We start from the raw sequence: 18,486 nt of genomic DNA on the forward strand, positions 1-18,486 counted from the left end.
AGCCCCGCGTTAACGGGGCAAAAAATCAGGCGCCAAACACGCCCTGCAGATAGCGCTCCAGCGCAACACGGGAACTGAAACCGTGGGGAATACCGTAATGCTCCTGTGAATTACCCATCAGGTAGAGAGGGAATTGCGTGTAGTGATCGCAGGTTTTCATCTCTGAGGCGGGCTCAGCAAAGTGCTGGCTTTTCTCTTTCAGCGTAGGATGTATCACCAGCGCTGTGCGTCCCAGACGCGCCTCACGGTTAACATAGACGTAGTTCTCACCACGGCGGTAACCATAGGTTTTTGGCGTCAGAACATCCATTTCGAATCCTGCTTTTTCCAGTACGCGCGCAACCTCATCCGGACGTAAATACATGCTTGCTCCTCTCTTCTCACAGCTCCGCAACCTTACAACAGACCTATGGTACAGACATTCGGATTTTCCCTAAAGCCTGGCATAGCGCTGCGTTTAATCACGTATCGTCTACACTTAGTATTACGTTTTAAATCAAAGGGAGCGAAAAATGTTTAATCGAACGACTAAAAATGATGACATTGATATCAATCAGGATGTAAACGATCTGGCTGATTCGCTGGAAGCGTTGCTCAAATCTTACGGCAGCGATGCCAAAGATGAAGTCGACAGCGCACGCGATAAGGCGCAAAAACTGCTGAAACAGACCCGTGCGAAAATGAACGGCAACAATTCAGTTTCCCAGGCGGCGCGTGATGCAGGCTATCAGGTTGATGCCTATGTGCGCGACAAGCCATGGCACGGTGTCGGAGTAGGCGCTGCTGTTGGTCTGGTCCTGGGTGCGCTGCTGGTATCCCGCCGCTAATCTGACCTATGAAATCTCACAAGGCCCTGCTGACGCGGGGCTTTTTTTTGCCGTTTTTTACCCGAAAAATTTTTTCCGCTGCGAAAAGCGCTGCCTGCCTGATTTGTGCTGCTATCGGAGCAATATCCCTTCAGTTAGCGGGTTGACCATCGCAATCGCTACATCTAGTATCTGATAATCAAATAAGGCACTACATATTGAAATATGACCCGTTGCGTCTGGCAGTAGCCGCTATCTTCCTGTGACTAAAAGGAAATGCGAATCATGAGCATTATTATTTACACTAAAAGCAACTGTGTCCAGTGTGACACCACTAAACATGCGCTGGATCGTCGTGGTATCGCTTACCAGCTCATCAATCTTGATATACAGCCGGAGGCGACTGGAGAGCTCAGAACGCTGGGCTACCGCCAGGTACCGGTTGTGATAACGCCGGACGACAGCTGGAGCGGCTTCCGTCCGGACAAAATTGCTGCGCTGCGCCAGCCAGCAGCGGTAAGTGAATAGTCCCGTGTATCCGCTGGTCTATTTTTCCAGCCGATCTGAAAACACCCACAGGTTTATTACCCGCCTGGCGCTGCCGGCGCGCCGCATTCCTGCAGAGGCTGACCAGCGGCTGCAGGTTGACCACCCCTATATTCTGGTGGTGCCAAGCTATGGCGGCGGCGGTGTGCAGGGTGCCGTACCACGCCAGGTGATTCAGTTTCTTAACGACAGCGCGAATCGTCGCGGCATCCGTGGCGTTATTGCCGCCGGCAACCGCAATTTCGGCAGCGGTTTCTGCCTGGCGGGCGACATCATTGCGCATAAATGTCAGGTGCCCTGCCTCTATCGCTTTGAAATGATGGGGACGCCGGAAGACATTGCGCAGGTTAAAGCAGGAGTAACCCAATTTTGGCAACAGCAGACACCCTGAACAGCACGCAGCTCGATTACCATGCGCTAAACGCGATGCTGAATCTGTATGACGCAGCAGGCCATATTCAGTTTGAGAAAGATCGTGAAGCGGCGCGGCAGTTTTTCCTGCAGCATGTTCAGCCCAACACGCTCACCTTCAGCTCTGCCGCTGAGCGACTGCGCTATCTGGTGGATGAAGGCTACTACGAAGCCAGCGTGCTGAATCAGTATGATTTCCGCTTTCTCTGCGCGCTGCATGATGACGCGGATGCGCAGAAGCACCGCTTTCACACCTTCCTCGGCGCCTGGAAGTTTTACACCAGCTATACGCTGAAAACCTTTGATGGCAAACGCTACCTGGAGACCTTCACCCAGCGCGCCTGTATGGTGGCGCTGACGCTGGCACGCGGTGATGAGCAGCAGGCGCGGGCGCTGCTGGCGGAGATCCTGAGCGGCCGTTTCCAGCCTGCCACGCCCACGTTTCTGAACTGCGGCAAACAGCAGCGCGGTGAGCTGGTCTCCTGCTTCCTGCTGCGTATCGAAGATAACATGGAGTCGATTGGCCGGGCGGTGAACTCTGCCCTGCAGCTCTCTAAACGCGGGGGCGGCGTGGCGTTTCTGCTCTCTAACCTGCGCGAAGCGGGAGCCCCCATCAAGCGCATTGAAAACCAGTCATCCGGCGTGATCCCCGTCATGAAGATGCTGGAGGATGCGTTCTCCTACGCTAACCAGCTGGGCGCCCGCCAGGGTGCCGGTGCCGTCTGGCTGAATGCGCATCATCCCGATATTCTGCGCTTCCTTGATACCAAACGTGAAAACGCAGATGAAAAAATCCGCATTAAAACGCTTTCGCTGGGCGTGGTGATCCCGGATATCACCTTTCAGCTGGCAAAAGCGAACCGGGATATGGCGCTGTTTTCGCCGTATGACATTGAGCGCATCTATGGCAAAGCGTTCAGCGATATCAGCATCAGCGAGCACTATGATGCGATGCTGGCTGACGATCGTATCCGCAAAACCTATATCAAACCGCGCGACTTTTTCCAGACGCTGGCAGAGATCCAGTTTGAATCGGGCTATCCCTACATCATGTATGAAGATAGCGTTAACCGCAGTAATCCGATTGCCGGCCGCATTAACATGAGTAACCTCTGCTCGGAGATTTTGCAGGTGAACAGCGCCAGCGAACTGAATGAGGATCTCAGCTACCGGCGCACGGGCAAAGATATCTCCTGTAATCTCGGATCGCTGAATATCGCGCACGCCATGGACTCCCGCGATCTTCCCCGCACCGTAGCGGTGGCCGTGCGGGCGCTTACCGCGGTGTCGGAGATGAGCGAGATCGGCTCGGTGCCGTCCGTGGCCGAAGGTAACCGCCGTTCACACGCCATTGGTCTCGGGCAGATGAATCTGCACGGCTACCTGGCGCGGGAAGGCATCGCCTACGGTTCAGACGAGGCGCTTGATTTCACCAACCTCTACTTTTACTGCGTCACGTTCCACGCACTGCGTACCTCAAACCAGCTGGCCCGCGAGCGGCAGCGCAGCTTTGACGGATTTGAACAGTCGCACTACGCCAGCGGGCGCTACTTCGATAAATATATTACGCACAGCTGGCAGCCGCGCACCGCCCGTATTGCGCAGCTGTTCCACGATGCCGGACTTGTCCTGCCGACGCAGGCTGACTGGCAGGCGCTGCGGTCGGCGGTAATGCAGCACGGGCTGTTTAACCAGAATCTGCAGGCGATCCCGCCGACCGGTTCTATCTCCTACATCAATCACGCCACCTCGAGTATTCATCCGATTGTATCGCGCATTGAGATCCGTAAAGAGGGCAAGACCGGGCGCGTCTATTATCCGGCACCGTTTATGACCAATGAAAATCAGGCGTTCTATCAGGATGCCTACCAGATCGGTCCTGAGGCGATTATTGATACCTATGCCGAAGCGACGCAGCATGTCGATCAGGGATTGTCGCTGACGCTGTTTTTCCGCGATGACGTCACCACGCGCGATATCAACAGGGCGCAGATTTACGCCTGGAAAAAAGGCATCAAAACGCTCTATTACATTCGTCTGCGTCAGATGGCGCTGCAAGGCACGGAGGTTGAGGGCTGCGTCTCCTGCGCCCTGTAAAATTATGATGAAACGTAATGCTATTCAGGCAATCAACTGGAATCGCCTGCAGGATGATAAAGATCTTGAGGTCTGGAACCGTTTGACCAGTAACTTCTGGCTGCCGGAAAAAGTACCGCTGTCAAACGATCTGCCCGCGTGGCAGGCGCTGGAACCGGCGCAGCAGCAGCTGACTATCCGCGTGTTTACCGGGCTGACGCTGCTCGATACGATTCAGAATGTGGTGGGCGCACCGGGCCTGATGCCGGATGCCGCCACGCCGCATGAAGAAGCGGTGCTGTCAAATATCAGCTTTATGGAGGCGGTACACGCCCGCTCCTACAGCTCGGTTTTCTCCACGCTATGCAATACGGCAGACGTGGACGCTGCCTACCGCTGGAGTGAAGAGAACGCCGCGCTGCAGAATAAGGCGCAGATCATTCTGGCGCACTATCAGGCGGACGATCCGCTGAAGAAAAAGATCGCCAGCGTCTTTCTGGAGTCGTTTCTGTTTTACTCGGGCTTCTGGCTGCCGATGTACTGGTCAAGCCGCGGCAAGCTGACCAACACCGCCGATCTGATCCGCCTGATCATCCGCGATGAGGCGGTTCATGGCTACTACATCGGCTATAAATATCAGCAGGCGCTGCAGCACGCCGATGACGCGCGGCGAGAGGCGCTACAGCAGTTCGCTGTCGATCTGCTGCTGGAGCTGTATGAAAATGAACTGGCTTATACCGATACGCTGTATGGGGAGTCGGGCTGGGCTGACGAAGTAAAAGCTTTTCTGCACTACAACGCTAACAAGGCGCTGATGAATCTGGGCTATGAGGCGCTGTTTCCGGCGGAGATAGCGGCAGTTAACCCGGCAATACTGGCAGCATTGTCGCCCAACGCCGATGAAAACCACGACTTCTTCTCCGGCTCCGGATCCTCCTATGTGATGGGTAAAGCTGTGGAAACGGAAGATGAGGACTGGGATTTTTAACGTTACGCTGCACTGCCGGTTTTATACGCCACGGGAGAACTCCCGTGGTGCTGCCCTCCTTCTCTTTCTGCACGCTAAATGTCAGCGCAGCGTGCGCTGAAGGGGACTGGTATGTCCTGTCAATTATCACAACAATGAAATAATTTTTTCGGTTACTATTACCCGTATATGATTATTTCTTTGTGTGTCAGCTCATGAGTTCATCCCCGGCACGTCTCAGTGCCCCATTAGTAACGCTGATGTCAGTGGCGACAGGGCTGGCAGTGGCCAGTAACTACTACGTGCAGCCGCTGCTCAACACAATCGCGCATCATTTTGGCCTCTCAGTCAGTGTCGCGGGCTTTATCGTGACTACGGCGCAGCTAGGCTACGCCTGTGGATTGCTGCTGCTGGTGCCGCTGGGCGATATGCTGGAACGCCGTGCCCTGATTGTCTCAATGAGCCTGTTGGCGGCGGGCGGCATGATGCTGACCGCCCTCTCCTCTTCGCTGACGTTAATGCTGCTGGGTACCGTGATAACCGGTCTCTTCTCGGTGGTCGCACAGCTGCTGGTACCGCTGGCCGCAACGCTCGCTGCTCCGGAAAAGCGTGGCAAAGTGGTAGGCACGGTCATGAGTGGTCTGCTGCTGGGCATTTTACTGGCCCGTACCGTAGCCGGCGTGCTGGCTCAGGTTGCAGGATGGCGCAGCGTTTACTGGTGCGCCAGCGTGCTGATGATCCTGATGGCGCTGGCGCTGTGGCGCTATTTGCCGCGTTACCAGCAGCGCGTGCCGCTTAACTACCTGCAGCTGTTGCGCTCTATTTTCTCCCTGTTCAGCGCCGATCGGGTATTACGTACCCGGGCACTTACCGGCTGCCTGAGTTTTGCAAACTTCAGCATGCTCTGGACTTCAATGGCTTTTTTGCTGGCCGCGCCGCCGTGGAATTTCAGCGAGGGCGAGATTGGCCTGCTGGGTCTGGCCGGGGCAGCAGGCGCGCTGGCGGCGCGTCAGGCAGGCGGACTGGCCGACCGCGGCAAAGCAAAACTCACCACCAGCGCCGGGCTGGTGATCATGCTGATCTCCTGGGGCGTTACCGCTCTGGGCAGCAGCAGCCTGCTGGCGCTGATTGCCGGTATTGTGCTGCTGGATCTGGCGGTTCAGGGGGTGCACATCACCAATCAAAGCGTGATTTATCGCACCCTGCCTGAAGCGCGCAATCGCCTGACCTCCGGCTATATGACCAGCTATTTTACCGGGGGTGCGCTGGGCTCGGTTATCTCGGCAAATGCGTTTCATCTGTTTGGCTGGTATGGCGTCTGTGCGGCTGGCGCCCTGGCAACGCTGCTTAATCTGGCAATCTGGTGGCGTAATGCCCGCGCAGAGCCTGCCTGAGCAAGAAAAACAGCGCAAATCGGTAAGCTGCGCTGTCCATTAACAGGTGAGTTTGATATCGTTAGCAGTGTACTTATTCACTGAAGTTATTTTTACTCTCGAAATTATTCCACAGCGAAGCGGTTAGCGCGCTGAATGTGATATTTCTACGTTGCAATCAAGAGGTTTTTTTAGATGGAAAGTTCGTTTACTCCCATTGAGCAGATGCTGAACGTCCGGGCAAATCGCCATAAAGATTTTCCGCTGCAGGAAATTATCCTGACCCGCCTGTGTATGCATATGCAGGGCAAGCTGCTGGATAATCGCAACAAAATGCTCAAGGCGCAGGGAATTAACGAAACCTTATTTATGGCGCTGATCACGCTGGATGCACAGGAAAACCAGAGCATTCAGCCATCAGAACTGAGCTCGGCGCTGGGTTCCTCACGCACCAACGCCACGCGCATTGCGGATGAACTGGAAAAGCGCGGCTGGATCGAACGCCGTGAAAGCGACAACGATCGCCGCTGCCTGCATCTGCACCTGACTGAAAAAGGCAACGAGTTTCTGCGTCAGCTGCTGCCGCCACAGCACCAGAGCCTGCAGTATCTCTGGTCGTCACTGAGCGCAACCGAGCAGGAGCAGCTGGAAGCCATCACGCGCAAGCTGCTTAACCGTCTTGATAAAATGGACGAAGATCAGGTTATCGCCTCACTCTCTCGCTAATAGCAAGAAGTGCGACACAACCCCCTGCCGAAATCGCTATTTTAATTTTCCTTTATCTGGCCAGCGCCTTTTGCGCTGGCTTTTTCGATTCGGGTTACCGTGTTGATGGATCAGCACATCCCGACTTATGGCAAACGTGGAGAACGACATGAGTGCGACAGCGGAAGCTCAAAGCCCGCAACAGCCTGCAAACAAGAAGAAGAAGCGTAAACTTGCGCTGATCCTGCTGGCTGTCGTGTTTATTGTGGCCGGCATTGGCTATCTGACTTACTGGTATCTGGTGCTGCGGCATTTTCAGGAGACTGATGATGCCTATGTGGCTGGCAATCAGGTGCAGGTGATGGCGCAGGTTTCCGGCAGCGTTAATAAAGTGTGGTTTGATGATACCGATCGCGTCAAAAAAGGTGACGTGCTGGTCTCACTGGACAAAACCGATGCGCAGCAGGCTTTTGAAAAAGCGCAGACCGCCCTGGCCACCAGCGTCCGCCAGACGCACCAGCTGATGATCAACGGCAGGCAGTATCAGGCCACGATCAAGCTGCAGCAGACGGCACTGGAGCAGGCAGAAGCCGACCTGAAGCGCCGCGAACCGCTGGGTGCCTCTAATCTGATTGGCCGCGAAGAGCTGCAGCACGCGCGCGACGCCGTTGCGACCGCCAAAGCGCAGCTTGACGTGGCTGTGCAGCAATATAATGCCAACCAGGCGATGATCCTGAATACCGGTCTGGAAAATCAGCCTGCGGTACAGCAGAGCGCTGCTGCCCTGCGCGATGCCTGGCTTAATCTGCAGCGTACCGATATTCGCAGCCCGATTGATGGCTATGTTTCACGCCGCAGCGTGCAGGTCGGCTCGCAAATCTCCACTACCACCCCGCTTCTGGCGGTGGTGCCCGCCACCAACCTGTGGGTAGATGCCAACTTCAAAGAGACGCAGCTTGCCGGCGTACGTATCGGTCAGTCTGCAACCGTGGTCAGCGATATCTATGGCGATGACGTGGTTTATCACGGCAGGGTTGCGGGGCTCGATATGGGTACCGGCAGCGCCTTCTCGCTGCTGCCCGCGCAAAACGCCACCGGTAACTGGATCAAAGTCGTACAGCGCCTGCCGGTGCGTATTGAGCTGAACCCGGATGAAGTGGCGGCGCATCCGCTGCGCATCGGCCTTTCGACCCTGGTGAAAATTGATACGCAGAACAAAGAGGGCGCCGTGCTGGCGGGTGCCGTACGTCCGCAGGCGGCGTATGAGAGCAATGCGCTGGCTATCGACCTCGCACCGGTTAACCAGATGATTACCGCTATCGTTCGTGCCAACGCGGGCTGATCCGCCGGAGACTGTTATGGCACAAAAACCGCTTGAGGGCGCGCCCCTTGTTTTGATGACTATCGCCCTGTCGCTGGCGACATTCATGCAGGTGCTCGACTCAACCATCGCCAACGTGGCGATCCCGACCATTGCCGGTAACCTGGGCGCCTCTAACTCACAGGGCACCTGGGTCATCACCTCGTTCGGGGTGGCTAACGCCATCTCGATTCCGATTACCGGCTGGCTGGCAAAACGCATCGGTGAAGTGAAGCTCTTTACCTGGGCGACAATCCTGTTTGCGCTCGCCTCCTGGGCGTGTGGCATGTCAGAAAGCCTGGAGATGCTGATCTTTTTCCGTATTCTGCAGGGCATTGTGGCCGGCCCGCTGATCCCGCTCTCGCAAAGCCTGCTGCTGAGTAACTATCCGCCTGCCAAACGCAGCATTGCGCTGTCGCTGTGGGCGATGACGGTGATCGTCGCGCCAATCTGTGGCCCGATCCTCGGCGGCTGGATCAGCGACAACTATCACTGGGGCTGGATCTTCTTTATCAACGTGCCGATTGGCATTGTGGTGGTGATGCTGACGCTGCAGACGCTGCGTGGCCGCGAAACCAAAACAGAGATCCGCCCGATCGATATTGTCGGTCTGGTGCTGCTGGTGGTGGGTATCGGGGCGCTGCAGGTGATGCTGGATCGCGGTAAAGAGCTGGACTGGTTCAGCTCAACAGAGATTATCGTGCTGACGGTGGTCGCCGTGGTGGCGCTGGCGGTGCTGCTGGTGTGGGAGCTGACGGATGATCATCCGATAGTTGACCTGTCGCTGTTCAAAATGCGCAATTTCACCATTGGCTGCCTGTCGATAAGCCTGGCTTATATGCTTTACTTCGGCTCCATTGTCCTGCTGCCGCAGCTGCTGCAGGAGGTCTATGGCTACACTGCCACCTGGGCCGGACTGGCATCGGCACCGGTCGGGATTATCCCGGTGATCCTCTCACCTATCATCGGCCGTTTTGCCCACAAGCTCGATATGCGCCGGCTGGTGACCTTTAGCTTTATCATGTATGCCGTCTGTTTTTACTGGCGCGCCTATACCTTTGAACCCGGCATGGACTTTGGCGCATCCGCCTGGCCGCAGTTTATTCAGGGCTTTGCCGTAGCCTGTTTCTTTATGCCGCTGACCACGATTACGCTATCGGGACTGCCGCCGGAGCGCCTGGCGGCCGCCTCCAGCCTCTCTAACTTTGTGCGTACGCTGGCGGGGTCGATCGGTACCTCGATCACTACCACCCTGTGGACCAACCGCGAGTCAATGCATCACAGCTATCTGAGTGAATCCGTCAATCCTTACAACCAGAATTCGCAGGAGATGTATGCGCAGCTGGAAGGGATGGGGATGAGCCACCAGCAGGCGTCTGCATGGATTGCGCGGGAGATTACCAATCAGGGTCTGATTATTTCAGCCAATGAGATCTTCTGGGCATCGGCGGGAGTGTTTGTGATTCTGCTGGTGCTGGTATGGTTTGCCCATCCGCCGTTTGGCGCAGGCGGCGGAGGTGGCGGCGCGCACTAAGCCGCCACCATGTAAAACGGGCCGTAATGGCCCGTTTTTTTTATGCGTTCTGACGCCACCATTCGGCCAGCAGAATACCGGTTGCTACCGAGACGTTCAGGCTCTCGACGTTGCCGGTTCCGCCAATTGACAGGCTAAGATCGCCCTGCCGGAAGGTGCTGTCTGAGAGACCTTCACGCTCCTGCCCCAGCACCAGTACCATTTTCGCCGGCAGTTCAGCGCGCGCCAGCGGCGTGCCCTCATGGCTCGACGTGGTCACGATGGTGTAGCCCGCCTTACGAAACGCTTCGAGACCTGCAGCAAAATCTTCACCGTTAATCGCCTGCACGTGCTCAGCGCCGCCTTCAGCAGTACGAACGGCAGCACCCGATTCCAGCTGCGACGCATCGTTCACCAGCAGTCCCTTCACACCAAAATGCGCGCAGCTGCGCATAATGGCGCCCAGGTTGTGTGGGTTGCTGACATCTTCCAGCGCCAGCACGCAATCTTTACGCTCTGCCTTCTTCAGCCACTCTGATACCGCCATACCGCTGCGCTTTTTGATAATAAAGCAGACGCCGCCGTGATGTTCGGTACCGGACGCTTTCGCCAGCTCAGCCTCCTCAACCACGTGATACGCTTTGCGGTTTGCGGCCAGCCAGCGCAGCGTTTCGCGGAAGCGCGGCGTAACGCTCTGGACAAACCAGGCGCGCACGATACTTTCCGGACGGCTCAGGAACAGCGCCTGACAGGCGTTTTCGCCATAGACACGCGTCTCTTCCTGGCGCTGACGGCGGATCTGCTCAGAATCAATGACCGGCTTCGCGTCAGCGGCATCATCCGCCGCGCTCTCTGCAGCGGCAACCGGCGGGCGGGATACGGTGCGCCACGGCGAATCGCTGAAGCCGCGATCGTCGCGGTCGTTACGCTCAGGGCGATTGCTACGGTCGTTACGGTCATTACGGTCGTTACGGTCCGTACGGCGGCCACGTCCGGCATCATCGCTGCTGCGCGGCGCACGTGAGCGGCCGGCGTCATCACGGCTGCGCGAGCGGCCGGAGTCGTCACCGCTGCGCGGTGCGCGGGCACGATCGCCCTCGTCATTATTGCGATTGCTGCGGGGAGCAGAGCGACGACTATCTTCCTGGCGCGCAGCAGGACGGCCGCCTTTGCCGGTACGCGGATTTGGCTTACTGCCGCCCTCCTCTTCACGTACATACATCACTTTTACCTTGCCGCTTTTGCCTTTAAATTCGTCGTTCATCTGTTCCTCCAGCATTGAGAGCGCGAAGATTACCTGATGTGCCAGCGCTTAGCTATCAACTATTGAACCTATTGGGTAATCCAGATTGAGCATAGCATTCAGCCTTTTCATAATACGACTCTATTACCAGATTTACAGGACCGGTTTGAGATGACAATAAATACTGTATGCGCCGGCTGTCAGGCAGTTAACCGCGTTCCCGAAGCGCGCCTGACCGACGGTGCGAAGTGCGGCCGCTGCGGCGAAGCGCTTTTCAACGGTGAAGTGGTGAATGCCACGGCCGCTACGCTGGATAGCTATCTGCAGGATGACCTGCCGGTCGTGATCGACTTCTGGGCACCGTGGTGCGGACCGTGCGTAAACTTTGCGCCCGTGTTTAAAGAAGTTGCGGCCGAACGCAGTGGCAAAGTGCGCTTCATCAAAGTGAATACGGAAGCTGAGCAGGCGCTGAGCACGCGTTTTCGTATCCGCACGATCCCGACCATCATGATTTTTAAACAGGGCGAAATGGTCGATATGCTGAATGGCGCAATGCCGAAAACGCCGTTTAATGAATGGCTCGATGAAACCCTGTAGTCACTGAAGGCCGGCACATTGCTGGCCTTGCTTTCCCCCTTCTATTACACTGACGTTTTTCCTGCCCTGCACATCTATGTCTGAAAATGCTGTTCTGCGCTTACGGGCGCAACGTCTGGCCCGCGCCACCCGGCCTTTTCTGGCGCGCGGTAATCGCGTCGTACGCTGTCAGCGCTGCCTGTTGCCGCACAAGAATTGCCTGTGTGCTACGCTGCAGCCGCAGCAGTCGCGCAGCCGCTTCTGCCTGGTGATGTTTGATACTGAACCGATGAAGCCCAGCAATACCGGACGCCTGATTGCCGATGTGCTGCCAGATACCCTCGCCTTCGGCTGGTCGCGGACGGAGCCCGATCCGGCGCTGCTGGCAGCAGTACAAAGCAGTGACTATCAGCCGGTAGTGGTGTTTCCTGCGTCTTATGCCGATCCCGGACGCGACGTGCTGACCACGCCGCCGGTCAGCGGTAAACCGCCACTGTTTATTATGCTGGATGGCACCTGGTCCGAGGCGCGCAAGATGTTCCGTAAAAGCCCGTGGCTGGACACTTTTCCCGTTATGTCGCTTAGCGTGAGTACGCCTTCGCGCTATACGCTGCGCGAGGCGCACGGTGAAGGACAGCACTGCACGGCTGAGGTCGCCGCAGCGCTGCTGGCTCAGGCGGGTGACAGTCTTGCTGCCAGCGCCCTGCAGCAGCACTTTGAACAGTTCCGTCATGCTTACCTTGCGGGCAAACCGCATCATCCGGTTCATACGCAGCAGGCGATAAACAGCAGCGAAAATTGAAGCTGGCTCGCAGCCTGACAGCAGCAAATCGGTTTTCACCGTAAAAGCGTTTACAATCATGCCAATCCCGACTGCAGGAGTGGATGATGAGTCAACGTGGACTGGAAGCGCTGTTACGACCTAAATCGATTGCGGTAATTGGCGCCTCGGTAACGCCGGGGCGTGCCGGCTATTTTCTGATGCGTAACCTGCTGGCGGGCGGCTTCAGCGGCCCGGTGCTGCCGGTCACGCCAAAATATAAGGCGGTACAGGGCGTGCTGGCGTGGCCCGATATCGCCAGTCTGCCTTTTGCGCCTGACCTGGCGATCATCTGCACCCATGCAAAGCGCAATCCCGAGCTGCTGCAGCAGCTGGGCGAAAAAGGCTGCAGAGCCTGCATTATTCTCTCCTCACCCGCCAGCCAGCTTGAAACGCTGAAAACCTGCGCCAGCCAGTGGCAAATTCGCCTGCTCGGTCCTAACAGTCTTGGACTGCTGGCCCCGTGGCAGGGGCTGAACGCCAGCTTCTCGCCAGTGCCCATCGCTAAAGGGCGTATTGCTTTTGTTTCACAGTCTGCCGCAGTGTCAAATACCATCCTCGACTGGGCGCAGCAGCGGAATCTCGGCTTCTCCTGGTTTATCGCGCTGGGCGACAGCCTCGATATCGATGTCGATGACGTGCTCGATTTTCTGGCCCGCGATGCGAAAACCAGCGCTATTCTGCTCTACCTTGAACACCTGAGCGATGCCCGGCGTTTTGTCTCCGCTTCGCGCAGCGCCTCACGTAATAAACCTATTCTGGTCATTAAAAGCGGACGCAGTCGCGAAGCGCAGGCGATGATTGGCACCCTGAGCGGTCTGGATGCCGCCTGGGATGCCGCGATACAGCGCGCCGGCCTGCTGCGCGTGCAGGATACGCATGAACTGTTCTCTGCGGTTGAATCGCTCAGCCACATGCGTCCGCTGCGCGGCGAGCGCCTGATGATCGTCAGCAACGGCGCCGCGCCTGCTGCTCTGGCGCTGGATGCACTTTATGCGCGCAGCGGCAAACTGGCCTCTCTGGATGAGGCGATGCGGCAGAGACTTGCGTCCCTGCTGCCGGAGGGCGCTGGTCGGGGAAACCCGCTGGATTTAAAAGATGATGCCACCCCCGCACGCTATGTTGCCTGCATTGAACTGCTGCTCGACAGCCATGAGTTTGACGCGCTGATGATTATTCACTCCCCCAGTGCGGTAGCGCCAGCAACTGAAACGGCGGAGCAGATTATTGCTGCACTCGCGCGTCATCCACGCGGCAGGCAGATCACGCTGCTGACTAACTGGTGCGGTGAGTCCTCATCCCAGGCGGCGCGGCGCGCCTTTACTCAGGCCGGCATTCCGACCTGGCGCACGCCGGAAGGCACCGTGACCGCATTTATGCATCAGGTTGAGTATCGCCGTAACCAGAAGCAGCTGCGGGAAACGCCGGCGCTGCCGCCAGGGCTGCAGCAAAACAGCGCTAAAGCACATCAGCTGCTGCAGCAGGCGCTCGACAGCGGCGTGACCACGCTGGATACCCATGAGGTGCAGCCTGTAATGCAGGCGTATGGCCTGACAACGCTGCCCGGCTGGATCGCCAGCGACAGTCAGGAAGCGGTCACCATTGCTGAGCAAACGGGCTATCCGGTAGCCCTCAAACTGCGCTCGCCTGATATCGCCCATAAGTCTGAAGTACAGGGCGTGATGCTTTATCTGCGCAGTGCTGCTGAAGTGAAACAGGCCGCCCAGGCTATTTTTGAGCGCGTGCGCATCACGCATCCGCAGGCGCGCGTGGATGGCCTGCTGGTACAGAGTATGGCCAGCCGGGCTGGTGCTCAGGAGCTACGCGTAGTGGTAGACCAGGATCCGCTGTTTGGGCCTATTATCCTGCTGGGCGAAGGAGGAGCGGAATGGCAGCCTGATAAGCAGGCCGCTGTAGCGCTGCCGCCGCTGAATATGACGCTGGCGCGCTATCTGGTGATTCAGGCGATAAAAAGCGGCAAAATCCGCAGCCGCAGCGCGCTGCATCCACTGGATATTGCCGGGCTGAGCCAGCTGCTGGTACAGGTTTCAAACCTGGTAGTGGATTGTCCGGAGATTCAGCGGCTTGATATTCATCCGCTGCTGGCATCGGCAGAGACGTTTACCCTGATTGATGTCACGCTGCAGCTGGCCCCGTTTAGCGGCGACAGCGAGGCGCGGCTGGTTATCCGCCCTTACCCACAGCATCTGGAAGAGCAGGTTGCCCTGAAGGATGGCCAGCACTGTCTGTTTCGCCCGATTCTGCCTGAGGATGAACCGCAGCTGCGCGCCTTTATTGCGCAGGTGACTAAAGAAGATCTCTACTATCGCTACTTCAGTGAAATCAGCGAGTTCACCCATGATGACTTAGCCAATATGACGCAGATAGATTATGACCGCGAAATGGCGATTGTGGCGGTACGCCAGCGGGAAGGCGCTGAAGAGATCATCGGCGTTACCCGGGCGATATCTGACGCCGATAATGTCGATGCTGAGTTTTCAGTACTGGTCCGTTCCGATCTCAAGGGACTGGGTATGGGACGACGACTGCTGGAGAAGATGATTCGTTATACCCGCGATCATGGTCTGCAACAATTGAACGGTATAACCATGCCACACAATAGCGGCATGATTACACTGGCACGCAAACTTAACTTTCGCGTGAATATTCAGCTTGATGATGGCATTGTCACGCTTAATTTACCGTTAATTGACGTCGGAACGCCGCCTGTAGAGAACGGTAAAAATCCTCCTTATCAGGTGAGTTAATGTTATTATTTGACGTTAGGATCATGATTTGATGGCAAAAGGCCATACAATGAACAGAGAAGAAGTGCACTGTGATGTTGTCTAAATTTAAACGCAATAAACACCAACAACACCTCGCACAGCTGCCTAAACTGTCACAATCTGTGTCGGATGTGACCACGCTTTTTTCGCCTGCTGAGTTTCGCGAGACGCTGCTGGCAAAAATTGCCGCGGCAGAAAAACGCATCTGTATTGCTGCGCTCTATCTGGAAAACGATGATGGCGGCCGTAGCGTTATGGAGGCGCTGTATGCTGCGCGTCAGGCTCGCCCGGAACTGGATATCTCTATTCTGGTGGACTGGCATCGTGCACAGCGCGGACGTATCGGTGCGGCGCGCGGCCTGACCAATGCTGACTGGTATTGTGAGATGGCCACCCGGTATCCGGATATTGCCATTCCGGTCTACGGCATCCCGGTCAATACGCGGGAAGCGCTGGGCGTGCTGCATCTTAAAGGCTTTATCATTGATGATACGCTGCTTTACAGCGGAGCCAGCCTGAATGATGTCTATCTGCATCAGCATGAACGGTACCGCTACGATCGCTATCAGCTGATTCGCAATCCGCAGCTGGCAAATGCGATGTATGAGTGGATCGATGAAAATCTGAAACAGTCTGATGCGGTCAATCGCCTCGATCAGACTGAACGCCCTTCCAGTCCGGAAATCAAAAACGAAACGCGTCAGTTTCGCAGCGAGCTGCGCAGTTTTCATTATCACTTTACCGGCGATGCCGGCAACGATACGCTGGCGGTAACGCCGCTGGTTGGTCTGGGCAAACGCAGTTTACTGAACAAAACCATCTTCCATCTGATGCCCTGCGCCGAGCAGAAACTTACGCTCTGCACACCCTACTTTAATCTGCCCGCCATACTGGTGCGTAATCTGATCCATCTGCTGCGTCAGGGTAAAGATGTTGAGATTATTGTCGGCGATAAAACGGCGAATGATTTCTATATTCCCCCGTCTGAACCGTTCAAAGTGATTGGCGCCCTGCCCTACCTTTATGAGATTAACCTGCGCCGTTTTCTCAGCCGCCTGCAGTACTATGTTGATAACGGTCAGCTGACGGTACGCCTGTGGAAAGATGGTGAGAACAGCTATCACCTGAAAGGCATCTGGGTTGATGATGAGTGGATGATGATCACCGGCAACAACCTTAATCCGCGCGCGTGGCGTCTGGATCTGGAAAATGCCGTGTTGATACACGATCCGCTTAATCAGCTGGCGGAACAGCGCGAGAAAGAGCTGACGCTAATCCGCGAACATACTACGGTGGTGACTCACTTTCGCGAGCTGGAAAGTATCTCCGACTACCCCGCAAAAGTGCGCAAGCTTATCCGTCGTCTGCGACGTATCCGCATCGACCGGCTGATCAGCAGGTTGCTGTAAAATCGTGCGGGCGTGCATCCTCTGTATAGCGTTGCTGTGTAGCGGATGTGCGCATCAGGCGCAGGATAGCTGGACCGGTAAAGATAAAGCGCAGCACTATGTCTCCTCCGCGCTGCTTGCTGCCGCCGGCAGCGAAATTGCCCATCATCAGCAGCAGGATAACGCCCAAAATCTGCGTTTTGGCCTGATGTTCTCACTCAGTTTTGGTGCGGCAAAAGAGTTATATGACAGCCGTGCGGCAGGAAGCGGCTGGAGCTGGAAAGACCTGGCATGGGATGCCGCCGGTGCTGCCAGCGGCATCATGCTCTGGAATATCCGTCACTGACTACAGCGCAATTCCTTTACCCTTGCGATGCAGCATAAGCGAAACCAGGAAAGAGAGTGCGCCCATGGCTGAGACGTACCAGAAGAAGCTGGTTTCAATGCCTTCTCTTTTCATCAGCAGTGCAACATATTCCGCCGATCCACCAAAAATCGCGTTAGCCACCGCATAAGAGAGTCCCACACCCAGCGCACGCACCTCTGGCGGAAACATCTCAGCTTTAAGAATACCGCTGATAGCGGTATAGAAGCTGGTGATAACCAGCGCCAGCATAACCAGCAGGAATGCGACCCAGTGATTGTCGGTATGTTGCAGCAGCAGCAGGACAGGCACGGTGCACGTTGCAGCACCTGCACCAAATATCATCATGGAAGCCCGCCGTCCGATTTTGTCGGATAGCGCCCCGATAATGGGCTGGATCACCATAAAGACCAGTAAAGCACCGGTCATCAGACCGCTGGCACTGCGCGCATCCATCCCTGCAGTATTGACCAGGTACTTCTGCATATAGGTGGTGAAGGTGTAGAAACTCAGCGATCCGCCGGCGGTAAAGCCAAGCACCATAAAGAAGGCGCGTGAGTGATTGCGTAACAGCCCGATCACGCTGCCCGCATCGCGATGCGTACGATGCGATTTCTCAGAGGTTTCATTGAGAGAGCGTCGCAGCCAGAGTGCGACGATGGCCAGTCCGGCACCGATGAAAAACGGAATACGCCAGCCCCAGCTGCGCAGCGCTTCATCATCCAGCAACTGTTGCAGTACGACTACGGTTAATACTGCCATCAGCTGACCGCCAATCAGCGTCACATACTGAAAAGAAGCATAAAAGCCTTTCCGCCCTTCCAGCGCGACTTCACTCATATAGGTTGCACTGGTGCCATACTCGCCACCCACTGACAGTCCCTGAAACATACGTGCCAGCAGGAGAATGATCGGCGCTGCTATGCCAATTTCGCCATAGCCCGGCAGGCACGCTATTACCAGAGAGCCCAGGCACATCATGCAGACCGAGATCAGCATGGAGGTTTTACGTCCATGTTTATCGGCAATGTAGCCAAACAGCCAGCCGCCAATCGGTCGCATCAGGAAACCTGCAGCGAATACCCCTGCTGTTTGCAGTAGCTGCGTGGTGGTATCGCCTGCCGGAAAAAAGACATGGGCAAAATAGAGGGAGAAAAAAGAGTAAACGTAAAAGTCAAACCACTCAACCAGGTTACCGGATGATGCACCGACAATTGCCCTGATTCTTTGCCGCGTTTCGGCTGCTGATACGGGCGGTCGGCTGTTTTGATGTTCCAGATGGGTCATGCTTTACCTCATTTCCTTGCGAAGAAAGAACGCGAAGCGGGTAGTAAAACATTAGTTTGCCCGGTAAGGGAATTGTCGCTGCTCCGGAATGAGACGCGATAATAAAGAATGAGGACAGGTGCCGGTTCTGAATATCAACCAGCCTGACCGCATCGCTGACTTTATCGTCAGCTGGCTGAAAAAAGCTTAAATTTTACTCATTTCTGTGTTTTCTGCAGACGTAAAAAAGCCCTGAACGTCGGTTCAGGGCTCTCTTACTTGT

The 18,486-nt window shown here is 56.1% G+C and carries 17 protein-coding genes; 14 read left to right on the forward strand and 3 right to left on the reverse strand.

Annotated elements, in window-relative coordinates:
• Positions 1-25 precede the first annotated feature (25 nt).
• Entirely contained in the window at positions 26-364 is a 339-nt protein-coding gene (locus B3041_RS05710; RefSeq protein ID WP_065648627.1) for a DUF2002 family protein, read from the reverse strand.
• A 148-nt stretch (positions 365-512) separates the two neighbouring features.
• Here B3041_RS05710 and B3041_RS05715 point away from each other — a divergent pair, with 148 nt between their 5' ends.
• From B3041_RS05715 to emrB, 9 genes are all read left to right on the forward strand, one after another.
• Entirely contained in the window at positions 513-827 is a 315-nt protein-coding gene (locus tag B3041_RS05715) for a DUF883 family protein (protein WP_065648626.1), read from the forward strand.
• Between the two features lie 264 nt (positions 828-1,091).
• A complete protein-coding gene (gene nrdH, locus B3041_RS05720) occupies positions 1,092-1,334 on the forward strand; it encodes a glutaredoxin-like protein NrdH (protein ID WP_065648625.1) in 243 nt (80 codons plus the stop codon).
• A gap of 4 nt (positions 1,335-1,338) precedes the next feature.
• Entirely contained in the window at positions 1,339-1,743 is a 405-nt protein-coding gene (gene nrdI / locus B3041_RS05725; RefSeq protein WP_292970054.1) for a class Ib ribonucleoside-diphosphate reductase assembly flavoprotein NrdI, read from the forward strand.
• Positions 1,722-3,860 (forward strand): class 1b ribonucleoside-diphosphate reductase subunit alpha, encoded by a 2,139-nt coding sequence (gene nrdE, locus B3041_RS05730; RefSeq protein WP_292970033.1) that lies wholly within the window; start codon positions 1,722-1,724, stop codon positions 3,858-3,860. Before nrdI ends, nrdE begins: the two co-directional genes overlap by 22 nt.
• A 7-nt stretch (positions 3,861-3,867) precedes the next feature.
• Positions 3,868-4,827, forward strand: a complete 960-nt coding sequence (gene nrdF, locus B3041_RS05735) for a class 1b ribonucleoside-diphosphate reductase subunit beta (protein ID WP_065650426.1) — start codon at positions 3,868-3,870, stop codon at positions 4,825-4,827.
• A gap of 194 nt (positions 4,828-5,021) precedes the next feature.
• Positions 5,022-6,200 (forward strand): MFS transporter, encoded by a 1,179-nt coding sequence (locus tag B3041_RS05740; RefSeq protein WP_292970036.1) that lies wholly within the window; start codon positions 5,022-5,024, stop codon positions 6,198-6,200.
• A 174-nt stretch (positions 6,201-6,374) separates the two neighbouring features.
• On the forward strand, positions 6,375-6,905 hold the full coding sequence (gene mprA / locus B3041_RS05745; protein WP_065648622.1) for a transcriptional repressor MprA: 531 nt from the start codon (positions 6,375-6,377) through the stop codon (positions 6,903-6,905).
• 148 nt (positions 6,906-7,053) lie between these two features.
• Entirely contained in the window at positions 7,054-8,226 is a 1,173-nt protein-coding gene (gene emrA / locus B3041_RS05750; RefSeq protein ID WP_292970038.1) for a multidrug efflux MFS transporter periplasmic adaptor subunit EmrA, read from the forward strand.
• 16 nt (positions 8,227-8,242) lie between these two features.
• On the forward strand, positions 8,243-9,778 hold the full coding sequence (gene emrB / locus B3041_RS05755; RefSeq protein WP_292970040.1) for a multidrug efflux MFS transporter permease subunit EmrB: 1,536 nt from the start codon (positions 8,243-8,245) through the stop codon (positions 9,776-9,778).
• Positions 9,779-9,818: 40 nt separating this feature from the next.
• Here the strand turns inward: emrB and B3041_RS05760 are convergent, their stop codons facing one another.
• Positions 9,819-11,021, reverse strand: coding sequence for a tRNA/rRNA methyltransferase (locus tag B3041_RS05760; RefSeq protein ID WP_065648619.1), 1,203 nt, complete (start codon positions 11,019-11,021; stop codon positions 9,819-9,821).
• Between the two features lie 156 nt (positions 11,022-11,177).
• Between B3041_RS05760 and trxC the strand changes: the two genes are divergently transcribed.
• From trxC to B3041_RS05790, 5 genes are all read left to right on the forward strand, one after another.
• The gene (gene trxC, locus B3041_RS05765) at positions 11,178-11,597 is read left to right on the forward strand and encodes a thioredoxin TrxC (protein WP_065650425.1); all 420 of its coding nucleotides are present in this window, start codon (positions 11,178-11,180) and stop codon (positions 11,595-11,597) included.
• Between the two features lie 76 nt (positions 11,598-11,673).
• Positions 11,674-12,378 (forward strand): tRNA-uridine aminocarboxypropyltransferase, encoded by a 705-nt coding sequence (locus tag B3041_RS05770; protein ID WP_065648618.1) that lies wholly within the window; start codon positions 11,674-11,676, stop codon positions 12,376-12,378.
• Positions 12,379-12,464: 86 nt separating this feature from the next.
• Positions 12,465-15,164 (forward strand): bifunctional acetate--CoA ligase family protein/GNAT family N-acetyltransferase, encoded by a 2,700-nt coding sequence (locus tag B3041_RS05775; protein WP_292970057.1) that lies wholly within the window; start codon positions 12,465-12,467, stop codon positions 15,162-15,164.
• Positions 15,165-15,238: 74 nt separating this feature from the next.
• Positions 15,239-16,594, forward strand: coding sequence for a CDP-diacylglycerol--serine O-phosphatidyltransferase (pssA, locus tag B3041_RS05785; protein WP_065648616.1), 1,356 nt, complete (start codon positions 15,239-15,241; stop codon positions 16,592-16,594).
• Between the two features lie 4 nt (positions 16,595-16,598).
• Complete coding sequence (locus tag B3041_RS05790; RefSeq protein ID WP_292970044.1) at positions 16,599-16,919, forward strand: YfiM family lipoprotein; 321 nt, start codon at positions 16,599-16,601, stop codon at positions 16,917-16,919.
• On the opposite strand, the gene B3041_RS05795 is transcribed toward B3041_RS05790, so the two are convergent.
• Positions 16,920-18,224, reverse strand: a complete 1,305-nt coding sequence (locus B3041_RS05795) for an MFS family transporter (RefSeq protein WP_065648614.1) — start codon at positions 18,222-18,224, stop codon at positions 16,920-16,922.
• Between the last annotated feature and the right edge of the window lie 262 nt (positions 18,225-18,486).

Source organism: Pantoea sp. UBA4549 (assembly GCF_002387285.1).
Lineage (GTDB): Bacteria > Pseudomonadota > Gammaproteobacteria > Enterobacterales > Enterobacteriaceae > Pantoea > Pantoea borealis.